Annotated in this window: 20 protein-coding genes and 1 riboswitch; of the genes, 16 read left to right on the top strand and 4 right to left on the bottom strand. The window is 40.6% G+C overall.

Annotated elements, in window-relative coordinates; all coding sequences use genetic code 11:
• Positions 1–39: 39 nt before the first annotated feature.
• The 10 genes from AC3ISB_RS22805 (at position 40) to AC3ISB_RS22760 (ending at position 7,774) form a co-directional block, all read left to right on the top strand.
• Positions 40–1,350 carry an amidohydrolase family protein gene (locus AC3ISB_RS22805; RefSeq protein WP_489274463.1) on the top strand — a complete coding sequence of 437 codons (1,311 nt, stop codon included), beginning with the start codon at positions 40–42 and terminating at the stop codon, positions 1,348–1,350.
• Between the two features lie 246 nt (positions 1,351–1,596).
• Complete coding sequence (locus tag AC3ISB_RS22800) at positions 1,597–1,815, top strand: hypothetical protein (protein ID WP_185150908.1); 219 nt, start codon at positions 1,597–1,599, stop codon at positions 1,813–1,815.
• A gap of 34 nt (positions 1,816–1,849) precedes the next feature.
• Positions 1,850–2,218 carry a nuclear transport factor 2 family protein gene (locus tag AC3ISB_RS22795; protein ID WP_098372061.1) on the top strand — a complete coding sequence of 123 codons (369 nt, stop codon included), beginning with the start codon at positions 1,850–1,852 and terminating at the stop codon, positions 2,216–2,218.
• Between the two features lie 98 nt (positions 2,219–2,316).
• On the top strand, positions 2,317–2,784 hold the full coding sequence (locus AC3ISB_RS22790) for a GNAT family N-acetyltransferase (protein ID WP_141992259.1): 468 nt from the start codon (positions 2,317–2,319) through the stop codon (positions 2,782–2,784).
• Positions 2,785–2,923: 139 nt separating this feature from the next.
• A riboswitch (SAM riboswitch) is annotated at positions 2,924–3,035 on the top strand.
• 236 nt (positions 3,036–3,271) lie between these two features.
• Positions 3,272–4,294 carry a methionine ABC transporter ATP-binding protein gene (locus AC3ISB_RS22785; RefSeq protein ID WP_098372063.1) on the top strand — a complete coding sequence of 341 codons (1,023 nt, stop codon included), beginning with the start codon at positions 3,272–3,274 and terminating at the stop codon, positions 4,292–4,294.
• Between the two features lie 13 nt (positions 4,295–4,307).
• Positions 4,308–4,958 (top strand): methionine ABC transporter permease, encoded by a 651-nt coding sequence (locus AC3ISB_RS22780; RefSeq protein ID WP_053537357.1) that lies wholly within the window; start codon positions 4,308–4,310, stop codon positions 4,956–4,958.
• A gap of 21 nt (positions 4,959–4,979) precedes the next feature.
• The gene (locus AC3ISB_RS22775; RefSeq protein WP_098372064.1) at positions 4,980–5,852 is read left to right on the top strand and encodes a MetQ/NlpA family ABC transporter substrate-binding protein; all 873 of its coding nucleotides are present in this window, start codon (positions 4,980–4,982) and stop codon (positions 5,850–5,852) included.
• A gap of 81 nt (positions 5,853–5,933) precedes the next feature.
• Positions 5,934–7,136: a M20 family metallopeptidase gene (locus AC3ISB_RS22770; protein ID WP_377407313.1), complete on the top strand. Its 1,203-nt coding sequence runs from the start codon at positions 5,934–5,936 to the stop codon at positions 7,134–7,136.
• Between the two features lie 208 nt (positions 7,137–7,344).
• The gene (locus tag AC3ISB_RS22765; RefSeq protein WP_098372066.1) at positions 7,345–7,554 is read left to right on the top strand and encodes a Fur-regulated basic protein FbpA; all 210 of its coding nucleotides are present in this window, start codon (positions 7,345–7,347) and stop codon (positions 7,552–7,554) included.
• A gap of 25 nt (positions 7,555–7,579) precedes the next feature.
• The gene (locus AC3ISB_RS22760) at positions 7,580–7,774 is read left to right on the top strand and encodes a Fur-regulated basic protein FbpA (RefSeq protein ID WP_098372067.1); all 195 of its coding nucleotides are present in this window, start codon (positions 7,580–7,582) and stop codon (positions 7,772–7,774) included.
• Positions 7,775–7,789: 15 nt separating this feature from the next.
• Here AC3ISB_RS22760 and AC3ISB_RS22755 read toward each other — a convergent pair whose 3' ends face one another.
• The 3 genes from AC3ISB_RS22755 to AC3ISB_RS22745 form a co-directional block, all read right to left on the bottom strand.
• Positions 7,790–8,383, bottom strand: coding sequence for a dienelactone hydrolase family protein (locus AC3ISB_RS22755; RefSeq protein WP_489274460.1), 594 nt, complete (start codon positions 8,381–8,383; stop codon positions 7,790–7,792).
• Between the two features lie 40 nt (positions 8,384–8,423).
• Positions 8,424–8,807, bottom strand: a complete 384-nt coding sequence (locus AC3ISB_RS22750; RefSeq protein WP_489274458.1) for a VOC family protein — start codon at positions 8,805–8,807, stop codon at positions 8,424–8,426.
• Positions 8,808–8,977: 170 nt separating this feature from the next.
• Complete coding sequence (locus tag AC3ISB_RS22745) at positions 8,978–9,502, bottom strand: histidine phosphatase family protein (RefSeq protein ID WP_489274457.1); 525 nt, start codon at positions 9,500–9,502, stop codon at positions 8,978–8,980.
• Between the two features lie 339 nt (positions 9,503–9,841).
• Here AC3ISB_RS22745 and AC3ISB_RS22740 point away from each other — a divergent pair, with 339 nt between their 5' ends.
• The 3 genes from AC3ISB_RS22740 (at position 9,842) to AC3ISB_RS22730 (ending at position 11,470) form a co-directional block, all read left to right on the top strand.
• Complete coding sequence (locus tag AC3ISB_RS22740) at positions 9,842–10,456, top strand: undecaprenyl-diphosphatase (protein WP_144548833.1); 615 nt, start codon at positions 9,842–9,844, stop codon at positions 10,454–10,456.
• Positions 10,457–10,594: 138 nt separating this feature from the next.
• Positions 10,595–11,020, top strand: coding sequence for a 3-hydroxyacyl-ACP dehydratase FabZ (gene fabZ / locus AC3ISB_RS22735; RefSeq protein ID WP_098372072.1), 426 nt, complete (start codon positions 10,595–10,597; stop codon positions 11,018–11,020).
• 33 nt (positions 11,021–11,053) lie between these two features.
• On the top strand, positions 11,054–11,470 hold the full coding sequence (locus AC3ISB_RS22730) for an NUDIX hydrolase (RefSeq protein ID WP_489274454.1): 417 nt from the start codon (positions 11,054–11,056) through the stop codon (positions 11,468–11,470).
• A gap of 72 nt (positions 11,471–11,542) precedes the next feature.
• Here AC3ISB_RS22730 and AC3ISB_RS22725 read toward each other — a convergent pair whose 3' ends face one another.
• The gene (locus AC3ISB_RS22725; RefSeq protein ID WP_489274452.1) at positions 11,543–12,124 is read right to left on the bottom strand and encodes an LOG family protein; all 582 of its coding nucleotides are present in this window, start codon (positions 12,122–12,124) and stop codon (positions 11,543–11,545) included.
• 97 nt (positions 12,125–12,221) lie between these two features.
• On the opposite strand from AC3ISB_RS22725, the gene AC3ISB_RS22720 reads away from it, so the two are divergent.
• The 3 genes from AC3ISB_RS22720 to AC3ISB_RS22710 all read left to right on the top strand — a co-directional run bounded on the left by AC3ISB_RS22720 (position 12,222) and on the right by AC3ISB_RS22710 (position 16,633).
• Positions 12,222–12,542, top strand: coding sequence for a MazG nucleotide pyrophosphohydrolase domain-containing protein (locus AC3ISB_RS22720; protein WP_098372074.1), 321 nt, complete (start codon positions 12,222–12,224; stop codon positions 12,540–12,542).
• A 275-nt stretch (positions 12,543–12,817) separates the two neighbouring features.
• Positions 12,818–13,393, top strand: a complete 576-nt coding sequence (locus AC3ISB_RS22715; protein ID WP_098372075.1) for a TetR/AcrR family transcriptional regulator — start codon at positions 12,818–12,820, stop codon at positions 13,391–13,393.
• A 72-nt stretch (positions 13,394–13,465) separates the two neighbouring features.
• Positions 13,466–16,633, top strand: a complete 3,168-nt coding sequence (locus AC3ISB_RS22710; RefSeq protein ID WP_489274449.1) for a bifunctional cytochrome P450/NADPH--P450 reductase — start codon at positions 13,466–13,468, stop codon at positions 16,631–16,633.
• Positions 16,634–16,654: the final 21 nt, after the last annotated feature.

Here is a 16,654-nt window from a genome sequence, read left to right as displayed (position 1 = left end):
AACATGTTGCTACATGATACGACTTTGGAGGAACTACTTATGAAAACAATATATGTGAATGCTACATTTTTTACTATGGACAAGGAAAATCAAATCTTTGAAAACGGCATGATGATTGTACAAGATGATACCATATCCTACGTCGGCCAGCATGATGAACAACAATTGTCAGATGCAGATCAAGTGGTCAACCTTGGCGGGAAATGGATCATGCCAGGCCTTGTGAATGCCCATTCGCATATTGTAATGACCCTTTTACGCGGTATCGGGGACGATATGCTGCTGAAGCCATGGCTTGAAACGAAAATATGGCCGCTTGAAAGCCAGTTTACAACGGAAATCGCCTCTGTAAGCACTCAGCTTGGCATTATGGAAATGATGAAATCGGGAACCACGACATTTTCGGATATGTTTAATCCTAATGGAATAGATGCAGGTGCTGTCATGGAGACGATAGGCGAAACAGGAATGCGCGGAGCCTTTTCCTACACGATCTTCAGCTTGGGTACCGAAAAAGACCAAAAAGCGAACCTCATGGGGGCAGAAATGTTTTCAAAAAACTATAAAACGTTTGCCGATGGCCGCCTGACTACCATGGTCGCACCACATAGCCCATATGCCTGCACACCTGAAGCAATCATGGAAAGTGCGCGGATTGCAAAAGAGAATGATTTGATGGTGCACATCCACGTATCGGAAACGGACTTTGAAATCCTCGACATCGAAAAACGTTACGGATCCCGTCCTGTCGAGCACCTTCGCCGTCTAGGTCTGTTCGACCAGCCTACCGTGATGGCACACGGTGTGGTTCTCAATGACGAAGAGCGTGCGATACTAAAACAGCATGATGTTCGCGTTGCCCATAACCCAATCAGTAACCTGAAGCTTGGATCTGGAATTGCCGATGTCGTCAGCCTTCTTGATGCAGGCATTAAAGTGGGAGTAGCAACAGATGGCGTCGCCTCCAATAACAACTTCGATATGTTCGAAGAAATGAGGACAGCTGCATTACTGCAAAAAGGAATCTATAAGGATGCCACTAAATTTCCTGCCCAAACAGCACTCGCCATGGCCACAAGAATGGGAGCCGAAGCGATAGGCATGGGCCATACAGGATCACTGGAAGTTGGTAAAAAAGCAGATTTCATCACCATTTACCCATATGACAAAGAACACCTGCAGCCGTTGAGTGAAGCCTATTCGCACCTGCTTTATGCAGCACGCGGAAATGATGTATGTGATGTATACATCGATGGCAAAATGGTCGTGAAAGAAAGGCGCTGCTTAACGATCGATGAAGAAAAAGTAATCGCCGAAACGAATCGTCTGCAAGGTACCCTATCACGATAACACTGATGGGAAAACAAACGTATGCACAGAAAAAGGAGCTGCCATTTGCAGCTCCTTTTTTTATGGACTCAATGATGCAGATGGGCTGTGGGAGTGATGTAGGACGGAATGATCTTTCTTGAGGCCATTATTATTCGGTTTTAGTAAGGAATAGTTCGCATCGAATGGCAGTCAAAAAGGAATTACCGCTAGTATTGTGGAATAAATTGTTCTTAACACTTAGAAATCCGTCGTGAGTCCAGTTTCTTGGAAATATGGAAACAAAGTAAGCCAGTTAAAAATATTAATAAGAAAATAGGTATGGCAAAAACGGTTAAAAACGAAAAAAAGAAAAAAATGCTGCTGACCGCAAATATTAACCAACTGGTAATCAGCAAGCAACTGGATAAAAAATCTTTGACAGCATGGATCATAGAATCACCACCGTATGAAAATCGACGTATTAATTATACGCTATTTTCCTAATTTGTTATTTAGAGAGAAAAGGAGGACAAGATGAATGGAAAGTGAATCTTCGTTGTTAAAAGAGCATTTGTATGAGCTGGAGGAGAAATTGTTAAAAACTGAAGTCCGTACATCACCAGAAGAGCTTTCATTATTATTGAAAGATGATTTCCTTGAGTTCGGCAGTTCGGGTAACATATGGTCTAAAAGCGATTTTTTGGGGCAAGAGGGAGCCGGAGCGGTGAAAATGACACTAAGTCAATTTGATATGCATCCATTGTCTGAGGATACCGTGTTAACTACGTACCGGATTTTTGATGAAGATAAAGAGGAACATACCTTAAGGAGTTCAATCTGGAAATGTACGAATGGAAGGTGGCAAATGTTTTTTCATCAAGGCACAAAAACGAAAGGGCCCAGTTAAGCCTATTATTTATGAAAAAAATATCATAAAAATGCGTAAGTAAAATGAGGTTTGCTTGCTTAAAAACTATTTTACTAAAATGATAGAGGTGAATGAAGTTGATCTTTCGTACCATTGATACGGACAAAGATAAAGATATTATCATTAAATTCAGGAAAGATTCCTATGTTGTAAGTTTTGGATCTGAAGATGGTTTTGGAGATGAAAATACATATCTGCAACGAATGAAAGAACGGGTCCGCAAATTTCCGGATGGACAGGTGATCATTGAAAAGGACCAAGAACCGATTGGACAAATGGAACTTCAAATTCGTGAGTATGAAGGAACGGAGATTGGCTATGTGAATCTTTTTTATCTTATTCCCGATTACCGCAGTAAAGGCCTTGGCAAGGAATTGGTTCACTACGCAGAAAACTTTTTCAGGCAATTTAATGTATCCGAATATCATTTAAGGGTTTCTCCGGAAAATGGAAGGGCGATTCGTTTATATACGAAATCAGGCATGATGAAGATAAGGGAAGAAAATGAAAAATACCCTGTATGGAGAATGAGTAAAACATTATAAAAACGAAATAAAATTATATTAATATAATTTAAAAACCATCAATTCACTATACTATGAAAATGTTTAGAACGAAAAAAATATGGTTGACTTTAGAGAAATTAGAATATATAGTGAAGGACATAATTAAATATAACGTTAATTCTTATCAAGAGATGTGGAGGGACTTGGCCCTATGATACCTCGGCAGCGGGTTTTTACTTTTGTAAAAATACTGTGCTAATTCCAACGGACGAAAGTTTGAAAGATAAGAAGGAGCTTTTCTTAGATAATTAATTTAAGAGTTTACTCTTTTTTATGTCTAAAAGAGGCCTCTTCTGTCTGATGACGGAAGAGGCCTCTTTTGTTTATTCAAAATGTATATGGTTATTTGGATTATTGGTGCATTTACTCATAAATTCCAAAAATTCAACCCTAACATTATGAAACTTTGCAAAGCTCTTCTCTGGATAATGAATTCGTACAAATAAACAGCATGGGGGGAGATTGGATGATTGAGTTTCAAAATGTCAAAAAGGTTTATCAAACAAAGAAACAGACTGTCGAGGCTTTGAAGGGCATTAATTTGACAGTTGAAAAGGGGGATATATTCGGTGTAGTCGGTTATAGCGGGGCCGGGAAGAGTACGTTGATCAGGTTGGTCAATTTGCTTGAACATCCTTCAGATGGTTCGGTGATTGTTGGGGGCAAGGATTTAACCAAATTGAACGCGAAGGAATTGCGGGCAGAAAAGAAAAAAATCGGGATGATCTTTCAGCATTTCAATTTGCTAAACTCAAAGACTGTTTTTGATAATATCGCCATGCCGCTGATTTTATCGGGAACCCCTGGTAAAGAAATCAAAAAGCGGGTAGGCGAGCTGTTGGAGTTCGTTGGCTTATCAAGCAAAGCAAAGAGTTATCCGGAACAATTATCCGGCGGTCAAAAGCAGCGGATCGGCATTGCGAGAGCATTGGCTACAAATCCATCGATCTTATTGTGTGATGAAGCTACCTCGGCATTGGATCCACAAACAACGAGTGCAGTTCTGCAGCTCTTAAAGAAAATCAATAAAGAATACAATATTACCATTCTGCTAATCACTCATGAGATGTCTGTCATCAGGGAAATTTGCAATAAGGTAGCGGTCATGGAGGGCGGATGCGTCGTTGAACAAGGTTCGGTTTTCGAAGTGTTTGCGAAGCCGCAAACGGATATTGCAAAAAACTTCGTGAGAACGGTCATACATGACGAAATTCCACAAAGTTTCCTAAAAAGCATAGGGTCCCATATCCCGATTATTTGGAAAATTAATTTTATTGGGACTACTTCGGGTACTCCTTTACTTTCAACCATCTCGAAGAAATATGATGTTCATTTAAGTGTCTTATCAGCCAATATTTCTGAAATTCAGGAAACGCCTTTCGGGAATTTGATCATCGAAGTGACCGGGAACAAAAATGAGGTGGACAAGGCTTATCAATATATTAAAGATGAGGGGATTCTCGTCCAGGAGGTGCAGATAAATGGGTAATACGCTTTGGGGAATGGAAATAACAGCAGATCAGCTGTCGACAGCTTTCGGTGACACACTTTATATGGTAGCCATCTCATTGGTATTTTCCGGATTGATTGGGCTTCCGCTCGGTATCCTGCTTGTCATTACAAGAAAGGGTCACATCCTGGAGAATAAATGGGTCTTTAATGTATTGAACCCGATCATCAATATATTGCGGTCGGTTCCTTTCATCATCTTGCTTGTAGCACTTATTCCGTTTACGAGAATGATTGTAGGCAGTGCAATCGGAACGAATGCGGCCATTGTTCCGCTAATCTTTTACGCGGCTCCTTATATCGCCAGGCTTGTGGAGAACTCCCTGTTGGAAGTGGACAAAGGGATCATCGAGGCAGCTCAGGCGATGGGGGCGACGACATGGCAAATCATTTATCGCTTTTTGATTCCCGAGGGACTCAGTTCGTTGATCCTTACATTTACAACAGCGACAATCGGGCTTGTTGGATCTACGGCCATGGCAGGTGCCGTCGGTGCAGGCGGGGTCGGAGATTTAGCTTTGGCTTACGGTTATCAAAGGTTTGATACGATGACGATGATCGTCACAGTGGCGGCGCTCGTGATCATCGTTCAATTATTGCAATCCACCGGGAATTTTGTTTCAAGAAAAATCAGAAGAAGATAAAAATAACAGGAGGTAGGAGAAATGAAGAAAATCTTATTAACGATCATAGTATTGGCATTGGCCATCGTGTCTGCAGCATGCGGGAAAGAAGAAGGTGCATCAGGCGGTTCGGATGATGTGAAAACAGTAAAAGTCGGTGTCAGCAGCGGGGATACAAGAACATGGGAATACATTGTCGACATAGCGAAAGAGGAAGGGCTTAATATCGAACTGGTCACTTTCAATGATTATATCCAACCGAACCTTGCTTTAAGTGAAGGTGAAATTGATGCTAATTCATTCCAAACGGTCGCTTACTTCGATGAATTCGTTCAAGATCAAAATCTAAAATTAGAGGCCATCGGGTCGACTGTCATTGCGCCTATGGGCCTTTATTCGAAAAAACATAAAAATCTCAAAGATCTTCCGGATGGCGCTACGATTGCCGTTCCGAATGAAGCAACAAACTTTGGTCGTGCACTACTTCTTCTTCAGGAAGCTGGATTGATTACATTGAAAGAGGAATTCAATGGATCGGGATCATTGGAAATCATTAAGGAAAATCCGAAAAACTTGAAAATCCAACCTGTTGCTGCAGGCAATACACCGCGTCTATTGGATGATGCCGATGCTTCAGCCATCAATAATAACTTTGCCGTCGAAGCAGGCCTTACTTTAAAAGATTCTTTATTCCATGAAAGTAAAACGGCGAAACCATATATTAATATCATTGCAGTTAAAAAGGGTAATGCCGATCGTCCTGAACTGCAAAAATTAGTGGAGCTTTATCAATCGAAAAAAGTGGAAGCGTTCATTGAAAAAACGTTTAAAGGAAACACCATTCCTGCATATGTTTCTGTAGATGAATTATTGAATTACCAGGATGCTTGGACAAAACCAGCTAATGAAAAATAATGATTTAGAACAAGTGAAGGAATGCCGGATGGATTCAAGGTGCCTATCCGGTTCCTTAAACCAAAAAGGGGAGATTAGAATATGGCGAGAGAATTAGTGCAGAAGCAGCATCAGCAGATCATTGAAGATCACATCGACCTTCATTCCAAATTATATATCGAAACGAGTCAAGCCATTCATGCCAAACCCGAAATTGGGAATCAAGAATTCTTCGCTTCGGATACATTAACCGGAATACTTCGAAATGAAGGATTTGAAGTGACCCGCAATATAGCCGGACATGAAACAGGATTCATCGCCAAAAAAACCTCTTCGAAGAAAGGACCCACAATTGCCTTTTTAGCCGAGTATGATGCATTGCCGGGTTTAGGTCATGCTTGCGGCCATAATATCATCGGCACAACGAGTGTTGCAGCGGGCATTTCCTTGGCTCAAGTGCTGGAGGAAACGGGCGGAGAGGTGATTGTTTTCGGAACGCCGGCAGAAGAGGGCGGCCCGAATGGAAGCGCAAAAGGCAGCTTTGTGAAGCACGGTCTATTTGATGGGGTGGATGCGGCAATCCTTATCCATCCAGGCGGGCAAACGCGTGTCACAAGTCCATTTTTGGCAGTCGACCCCCTTGATTTTCATTTTTACGGGAAGTCAGCACATGCAGCAGCTGCACCTGAAGAAGGCGTGAATGCACTTGACGCGGTGATTCAGCTGTTCAATGGCATTAATGCTTTGCGTCAGCAGCTCCCAGCCGAGGTCAAGATTCACGGAATCATCACTAATGGCGGGGAAGCGCCTAACATTATTCCTGAATATGCTTCCGCCAGGTTTTACATTAGAGCAACAACATGGAAACTTTGCCAAGAAGTATCCAATAAAATACGTGCTGTTGCCGAAGGGGCAGCACTTGCCACAGGAAGTACGGTTAAAGTTGAACGTTTCCAAAATGAAGTACTCGATTTTGTCATTAATCCAGTCCTGGATGAACTGTTAAAAGAAGAGCTGGCTCAATTAGGGGAAGCAGTGGGTCCTCGAAAAGAGAGTGGCTTTGGTTCGACGGATGCTGGTAATGTAAGCCATGTAGTGCCGACAGCACATCCTTATATAAAAATTGGCCATGATGAGCTGATTGCCCATACGAATGAATTCCGCGACTGTGCCAAATCTCCTGCTGGAGACAAAGCCATCCTGACCGGAGCAAAAGCCCTTGCACTTACAGGGTATAAATTGATTTCGGATAAAGACCTGTTGGGTAAAGTGAAAGCAGCATTTCATGAAGCGAAGCAAAAATAAATAAGATGCAGGAAAAAAATTGTTGACTGCGGATCACAGAGTTAGTATTATAAAAATAATAATACCGAGTAATTAAATAGGAATTATAGGTTAATTGACCGGAAAACCGGAGACTTTTCTTTCATGTAAAGAGGTGTCTCCGGTTTTTTTTGTGAATGGGCAAGTGGAAAGATTCTCTTTCAATACATCCTATAAAGGGGGATTTATCATGGGGATATTATTACGTAAAGCGATTGAGAAAAAAAGAAACTTTCTAATCAACAAGTTGATTAACAAGGGAGTTTATAAAAAGAATGACATCCATCTTTTTGAATTAACCTTAACCGATTTAGAGAATGAATATATTAAAATAAGTAAAATCGAAGAGAAGGAATCCGATGATCATTCCCCCTGTCTGAGGATACATCATTTCATATAAAATCAGAATAAAAGGAGAGGGTGAAATGAAGAAGGGCGTGGAAGAAAGGCGGAAAGAATTGATCTATAAACTTATGATCCATACTGTAAATAAGAGTGTGGAACAGCTGATGAAGTTAACCTTAAAAGAATTGGAAATAGAATATAAAAAGGTTCAAAATGACTGTCATCCCCATAGTGATGCAGGTTCGATACAATGGATCAATGCAAAACGGCATTAGGCTGAATGTGGAACCTTAATTCTTCATAAAAAATTTCATCATTTTGCTAACGGCTTTCTGTGCTGATTCTGCATGATAGTTTGAGTTGTAAGGGTCGCTGAATCCGTGTTTTCCGCTGAATTTATGAACTTCGACATTCTTTATTTCCAAAGCTGAAATTAACTCGTCCACATTAAATGACGGCTCTTCTAATGGGAAAAATAGCAATGCAGGGCATTGTGGCGCTAATTCCGCATAATTCCTAATACGCGAACCGTAGTAACCAACTAATCCATCGACACATTCTTCCTCACTGCACAGCCAAGCTACAGTTGCCCCTGCACTGAATCCAAGAATGAAAATCTTTTGGTATTCATCTTTAATATCCGATAATATTTCCTTTATTTTATGTAAGGCGCCTGTGAAACCTACGTTCTCCATAAAATGCCGATAAGCAGCTTCCTCTTGGGAATAATCAAAAGGCGTCTCACGTTCTAACAAATCCGGGCAGATCACATCAAAACCCTGTTTTGATATTGACTCACAAAAACCCTGCATATGTTGGTTCAGTCCATATATTTCGTGAATGACAATAATGACAGTATCGGACTTTTTCTGTATGTGCAGCATGTTTACCCTCCCTAAAATAAAAGCCAACCAATTTTCATCCTTAACAATTACAAATCATAAGTACATTACCATCAGGATCTTGAAAGTTAAAATAAGCAAAATCTCCAATACGCTCTATTTCTTTAACAATAGATATGTTATTACCCTTAATGAATTTATAGGCCTCGTCTATATCCTTTACGTAGAAATTAAACAATACATTATTGGATGGTTCGAATCTAAAATCAGGATCAAATGTATGGTCGTCTAACGTTAATCCAGTTTCATTTGTTATAGGAATATTGTAAACAGGAGATTCTACAGAATCACTATTATGAGGAATGCCAAGGAGATTACAATACCATCCAGCTGATTTCTTTAAATCTTTAACATGAATGAAAATATTGTTAACTTTAGGGTAAATAGGAGAATTTATTGATTTCATACTTTACCACCTTTCATTGAACCTTACCTAAGAATTCAACGAATCTCCATAAAAAACCTTCTTTAATCATTGAGTAGCTGCACAGAAACTCCTATTTTTTTAAATGCGTGTCAGCCTTTTCCCCTTGTATATTACATAAAGAAAAGGCTGCCATAAAACAGCTCTTATCGTTAGCTATATTCCAAATGCGTAGTACTATTTAAAAATCTTATAAGTTTGTATGGATGATCAGTATACTCAAGAAGATGTATTCCTGTATTATGAGAATTGAACCACACATCATTAATTGCGGGTGGTAATTGAAGAAAGCTTTCAATTATTTTAGTAATCACCCCTCCGTGGGATATAATGGCAATTCGTTTATAATTTGCACTGTTCTCTCTAATATAAGAAAGAACATTTTCAGCTCGTAATCTAAAATCTGAATTTTTCTCCCTATCCTGCATCTCTCGTAAATCTTCCAAGAATGTTACTGGACATTTGATAGTATTTGATAAAGTTTCGGCAGTTTTACTAGCACGAAGCAAGGTACTTGACCAAATGTATTCTGGTGGAAACTCTTCCGAGACACGTCTGCACATTTTTTCTACTTGTTCAATTCCCTTGATGGTTAGTGGCAAATCAGTAGTTCCTTCGTAATTTTCTTCTAGAAAATCGTCTCCTGACTCACCATGCCGAATTAATAATATCTGCAAGATATCACCTCGATTTTGTTTATTTATTCCAATTTATAATTCTATTCAACTTTAATAAAACCTTTAAAAGAATAAAACTTGAGCTATTAGTCATAACTCTAGTTATAAGATCGTATCATGTCCTTTTTTCACACGAATATATGATTGTGGTGCTTTTAACAAGTAAACTTCCTCACTCCATGAAGATAAGTAAAGCCTCCTAGTTTAATTCCACCTTGAACAACCATAACAACCACGTGACAAAAATGTAAGATAATGGATTAAACTGTTAGGAAGAACGATGGAGATTTACTTCCTTTCTCTTTAATATGTAAGAAAAAGAGGAAGGTTGGATATGAAATGGATTTTTTTGAGCTGAATATCAATGTATTTAGAATGATCAATGACTTAGGGAAACAATACGCTTATTTAAACCCTTCTGCCATTTTCATTGCCGAGTATATGGTTTTTTTATTAGCTTTAGCTGTCATCGTATTATGGTTCACTCGAAATGAACAGAGTAGAATGATGGTTGTTTGTGGGATGGTTACGTTTGTAATAGCTGAAATGATGGGGAAAATGGCAGGGAAATTGCATTCAAACAATCAGCCATTTGCTGAATTGACCAATGTTAATAAGTTAATTGAAAAGGCAGTGGATAATTCATTTCCAAGCGACCATACCATTTTGTTTTTCTCGTTTTGTGTCTCCTTTTGGCTTTTCAAAAGAGGTTGGTGGTTGTTATGGATCATGCTGGCTTTCCTTGTTGGCATTTCCCGTATTTGGGTAGGTGTCCATTTTCCGGCGGATGTGCTGGCAGGAGCTATCCTAAGCACCATTTCAGGATTGGTGGTTTACCTTGTTGTTCCTAAAATAAGTTTGATTCATAAATTATTAGGGGGTTATGAGAGGTATGAACAAATGGTTCTAGCCCCGTTAACTAAATCAAAGGAAAAAAAATCAAAGAATTTGTAAGCGGAATCAAAATAAAAGGGTTGCCCAGGCAGCCTTTTTTTATTGAAAGAAGTGTATTGGTAAATACAAAAATATCCACATTATGATACTGGTGGTAAAATAAACCGAAAGCAATCTATCGCAATGGGGGACGTAATATTGATTGATATCCAAGAAATCAAAGACATTATCAGGCATCGCTATCCGTTTCTTTTAGTTGATAGAGTTTTGGAATTGGAAGAAGGAAAGAGAGCGGTGGCCATTAAAAATGTCACAGCAAATGAAGAGTTTTTCAATGGGCATTTTCTAAATTACCCAGTGATGCCAGGTGTATTGATTGTGGAGGCATTAGCACAGGTAAGTGCTGTTGTTATGCTTACAAAAGAAGAAAATAAAGGGCGGATCGGGCTTTTGGCTGGTATCGATGGATGTCGCTTTAAAAAGCAGGTAAGGCCAGGGGACCAATTACGTTTAGAAGTAGAGATTACTCGCTTGAAAGGTCCAATCGGTAAAGGAAAAGGAAGGGCTACTGTCGATGGAGAAACTGTATGCGAGACAGAGCTCATATTTGCTTTTGGTGATTGATCTATCATTTGCAATAACGGGGGAATGATGGTGATGCCGATAAAAAAAGCCTACGGGTATGTGACAAGAATCAAAAATGGAGAAACACAGGTATTGGTTTTTCAACATCCCATTAGGGAAGCGGGGATTCAGATACCTAAGGGAACAGTGAAGCCTCAAGAAGATCCTTACCAAGCAGTGATTAGGGAAATGAAAGAAGAAACAGGTCTGGAAAAATTTCATGTGGAGAAATTAATTGCAGAAGATTTTTGGGAGAACGTTGATGGTGCCATACATAATAGATATTTTTATCAAATACGTGTATACAATGTTCCTGATGAATGGGATCATCAGCCAACGGGTGGAGGAGATGAAGAAGGGCTGACATTTCATTTCTTCTGGATCTCATCCGAACATGAAGTGCAACTTATTAAAGGGCATGGAGATTATTTAAACCTGATATTCAATTAACCCTTCAGTGCGCAGCAGTTTATCACAACTGGCCAAGGTCATTATTGATCTTGGCCGGTTGTTTATTAATGGTCAGGTTTGTTTTTCGGTAATGAAAGTTTTTACGGTTGGCGGTTCATATGTATTAAATTGATCAAGCAGTCCATTTGGGTCAACATCTACCAGCGCCATGGAACGGAATTTTTCATGCAGGAACTGTTCGTCGGACATATGATTGAATAAAGCGACCAAAGGATCATAATAGTGATTGATATTTAAGAGTCCGCAAGGTTTTTGATGAAGACCAAGCTGAGCCCAAGTGAAAATCTCAAAGAATTCTTCCAATGTTCCTGGTCCGCCTGGCAAGGCCATGAACCCGTCTGCAAGCTCAGCCATTTTTGCTTTTCTTTCATGCATGGATTCCACGACGATCAATTCAGTTAAGTTCTTATGGGCTATTTCTTTTTTTTCTAGAAATTCTGGCATGACTCCAATTACATTTCCGCCTGCTTCCAGAACGGAATCTGCAACTGCACCCATGATTCCTACACTTGAGCCTCCATAGACAAGGGTAATTTTACGATTTGCCAGTTCCGCACCCAGTTTTTTAGCCTCATCTACATAGACAGCAGATGCACCTTTGCTTGATCCACAAAATACAGCTAGACTTTTCAAAATATCACATCTCCCATTTAGTAATCTTCCCTTCTTATCATACAAAATTCAGGAAGATTTGTTAAACTTGAATTATCTAACTGAAAGGTGGATGAATATGAACGTCACTGAATTTCAACAATGGGTAAAAGATTATTATGAAGCACGAGGATGGTCAGAATTGGACATTTTCATTCGCATCGGCTTTTTGGCAGAAGAAACTGGCGAGGTGGCACGAGCCATTCGCTCCCTTGAAATTGGCAGGGATAGACCTGATGAGGTTATTGGTTCGTATGAAGAAAACAAACAGGAGTTAACCGAAGAATTGGGAGATGTGCTAGGAAACTTGATTGTGATTGCGAACAAGTACAATATCCCATTGGAAGAAGTGTTCAATGCCCATAAAAAGAAACTATCTGACCGCTATTATCATGCATAAATTCCTTTGATTCAATTGATTAACATGAAAATCATCCTGTTTTTAACTTGAAGAGCTGTGACTATCAGCTTTTTTTATGGGCAAACAATAGTTTGTGGTACCCATTTAATTCCTCAAAAAGAAATAATTTCAGACTTTTATCCCCCTCCGTTAACAAATAATTCACAAAATATGGGTAGTATGCGCGATTGAGATGGGATTTTATTGGGTATACACTTACACTAAAGAGGAATGAACATTCATTCCGCATCTTGTAAAAAAAGGGGTGAATCATTATGATCACTGCAATAAATAAACGAGACAGTATAGTATCTAGCGCTTTAGTGCTATTCGCAGAACGGGGATATGATGCGACAACGATCCCGATGATTGCTACATCGGCAGGAGTTGGAGCGGGTACCATTTATCGTTATTTCGAGAATAAGGAAGTGCTGGGCAACAAGATCTTTCAAGAGTACTTGGATATTTTCACTGAAACGGTCAAGAATGGATTTCCTCATGATGATTCAATTCGCAATCAGTTTCACCATATTTTTAAATCAATGGTTCACTTTACAACCGAACAGGACCAAGCACTTTATTTTATTAAAATACATAGTGGAGCCCATTTTTTAAATGAAGATAGTCATGCTAGCTTTCAAGGGCTATTGGATATATTTAAAAATTTCTTTGAGTCAGGAAAAGAGAAAAAAGAAATAAAGGAGCTTCCTTCTTCAGCGTTGATTGCCATCATTTATGGAGCTTTTCTTGAGCTTGAGCGACTGGTTCGCATCGGGGAGTTAGAACCTGAACCAAAACTTTTGGCAGATGTGGAAGAAAGCTTTTGGGATGCAGTCCGATTGCACGCTTGAAAAATTTTTAACATGTAAACGGAATGAACGTTCATTCCGCATTCTAAACTATTGTAAAGAGGTGCTAATAAAATGGAAAACACAACTCAGTTTCCACAGCCAAAGACATATGGCCCCCTAGGCAGCCTGCCTATTATTGATAAGGATAAGCCGCTTCAGTCCTACATGAAGCTGGCACGAGAACTTGGGCCGGTTTTTCAGTTTCAATTTCCGGGTCGAATCACTACATTCGTATCAAGTGCTGCCCTCGCAAAAGAAATTTGTGATGAAACAAGGTTTGATAAGAAAGTCGGTCCAGCCCTTCAAAAAGTGAGAGCGTTTGGTGGCGATGGTCTTTTCACAAGTGAAACGACGGAGCCGAATTGGAAAAAGGCCCATAACATCCTGCTGCCCAGCTTTAGCCAGCAAGCAATGAAGGGATATCATGCCAAAATGGTGGATCTTGCTACCCAACTTATTCAAAAATGGGCCCGCCTGAATCCGGCTGATGAGATAGATGTTCCTGAAGATATGACACGATTGACCTTGGATACGATCGGACTCTGCGGGTTCAATTACCGTTTTAACAGTTTTTATCGGGAGACCACCCATCCTTTTGTCACCAGTATGGTGCGTGCGTTGGATGAAGCGATGAGCCAAACGCAGCGGCTTGGCATCCAAGATAAACTGATGATCAAATCTAAAAAACAATTCAGGGAAGACATTCAATATATGTTCTCTCTAGTGGATGAATTGATTGCTGACCGAAAACAAAATGGTGATCAGGGAGAAGATGACCTTCTTTCCCATATGTTGAAAGGAGTAGATCCCGAAACGGGCGTATCACTGGATGATGAAAATATTCGTTTTCAAATCATTACCTTTTTAATAGCTGGGCATGAAACGACGAGCGGTCTCCTATCGTTCGCCATCTATTTCCTCATGAATAACAGAGACAAGTTAAGAAAAGCGCAGCAGGAAGTCGATGAAGTGCTGGGTGATGATGTTCCTGATTACAAACAAGTGAAAAAGCTGAAATATGTCCGGATGGTGCTAAATGAAACGCTTCGTCTGTGGCCGACAGCTCCAGCGTTTTCCGTTTATGCGAAAAAGGATACCATGCTGGGTGGAAAATATAATGTGAAGAAAGGTGATGTGTTCTCGCTGCTTATTCCCGAGCTTCACCGGGATCCATCTGTTTGGGGTGATGACGTTGAATCGTTCATTCCTGAGCGGTTCGAGGATTTGGATTCCATCCCTTATCATGCTTATAAACCGTTTGGAAACGGGCAGCGCGCCTGTATCGGACAGCAGTTTGCCCTTCATGAAGCGACACTGGTGCTCGGCATGGTTTTACAGCACTTTGACTTGATTGATCATGAAGAATATCAATTGGATGTTAAAGAAACTTTGACTCTCAAACCGGACGGATTGACCATGCGCGTTTCACCGAGGAAGCCGACGATGTCATTTACCGCTGCTTCTCCAGAATCAAAGTCAGCGGACAAAGGAGCCACGGTATCTCCAATCGAATCAGCACATGGGACACCATTACTCGTCCTGTTTGGATCAAATATGGGAACAGCGGAAGGGGTTGCTCGTGACCTTGCCGAAACAGGGAAGCGACAAGGCTTCAATGCCGTGGTTGCCCCTTTAAATGATTACACCGATCGACTTCCCAAAGAAGGAGCTGTTCTTATAGTCTCGGCATCTTATAATGGGAATCCCCCGGATAATGCAGGTGACTTCGTTTCATGGCTGAAGGAAAGCAAGGGTAACACATTGGATGGTGTTCACTATGCGATCTTCGGCTGCGGGGACCGCAATTGGGCCAATACGTACCAACGCATTCCAATCTTCATTGATGAGCGGCTGGAACAAAAAGGAGCAGTGCGGCTGTCAGAAACAGGCTATGGAGATGCAAGCGATGACTTTGAAGGGGATTACGAGAAATGGACAGAAGTCCTTTGGCCGAATCTTGCCGAAACCCTGAACATTGAAGTGAATAGGAATGATCGGGCAGTCAGCTCGATTACGATGAACTTCGTAAGTGATGTGAGCGGAACACCACTTGCCCGCACACATCATGCTTTTACTTCCATTGTTAAAAGGAATTTTGAATTACAACATGTAGATAGCGGAAGAAGTACACGGCATATAGAATTAACTCTGCCAGAGGGAATACATTATCAGGAAGGCGATCATCTCGGGGTTCTTCCGCAAAATCCATCGGAACTTGTCGAGCGAGTGCTCAGTCGATTTAACCTAAAAGGCCAAGATTACGTGAATCTGACTGGGGATTCCGGAAAAGCTGCTCCTCTTCCTACAGGAAAACCGGTAAAACTAGAAGAATTACTATCAAACTATGTGGAGTTCCAAGAACCCGCCACCCGGTCTCAAATTCGGGCGCTTGCCACTTATACGGTATGTCCTCCACATGTAAAAGAGCTTGAAGATCTTCTTTTGGACAGTACCTATAAACAAGAAATCCTGAACAAGCGCATAACCATGCTTGACCTTATTGAAAAGTATCTTGCATGTGAAATCCCATTTGAACGTTTCCTGGCTTTACTGCCACCTTTAAAAGCAAGATACTATTCTATCTCAAGCTCACCGCTCCACAACGAAGGAGAAGCAAGTATCACCGTCAGCGTCGTCCGTGGAGAAGCTTTGAGCGGAAACGGGGAATACAAAGGAATTGCATCGAATTATTTGGCAGAACGCTTCCAAGGAGACAAAATAGCCTGCTTTATCAATACGCCGCAATCCAATTTCCAACTTCCAGAGAAAACAGGAAAACCAATCATCATGATTGGCCCTGGAACAGGAATTGCACCATTCAGGGGATTCATACAGGCACGTCGCGTTTTGAAAGAAAAAGGTGAAACTTTAGGGACTGCTCACCTTTACTTTGGATGCCGTAATCCGGAACACGATTTCCTCTATCAAGAAGAACTCGTGCAAGCCGAACAAGAAGGCCTTGTAACACTGCACACCGCTTACTCAAGATGTCCCGGTCAAGAAAAAACATATGTCCAGAACAGATTAGCGGAAAACGCCCATGACATCCTTCCTTTATTAAAAGAAGGAGGACATCTATACATCTGCGGAGACGGAAGCAAAATGGCACCTGATGTTGAACGAACACTAATCGAAAGCTATATGCATTTCTATCAAACATCGAAAGAAGAAGCCACAGTATGGCTGCAACTATTAGAGGAAAATGGCAAATATGCGAAAGATGTTTGGGCAGGAGCATAAATAGGAGGTGCAGCGATTCTT

It is taken from the genome of Peribacillus sp. GL_122, from assembly GCF_057835005.1.
This window is presented reverse-complemented; position numbering and strand designations above follow the sequence as displayed.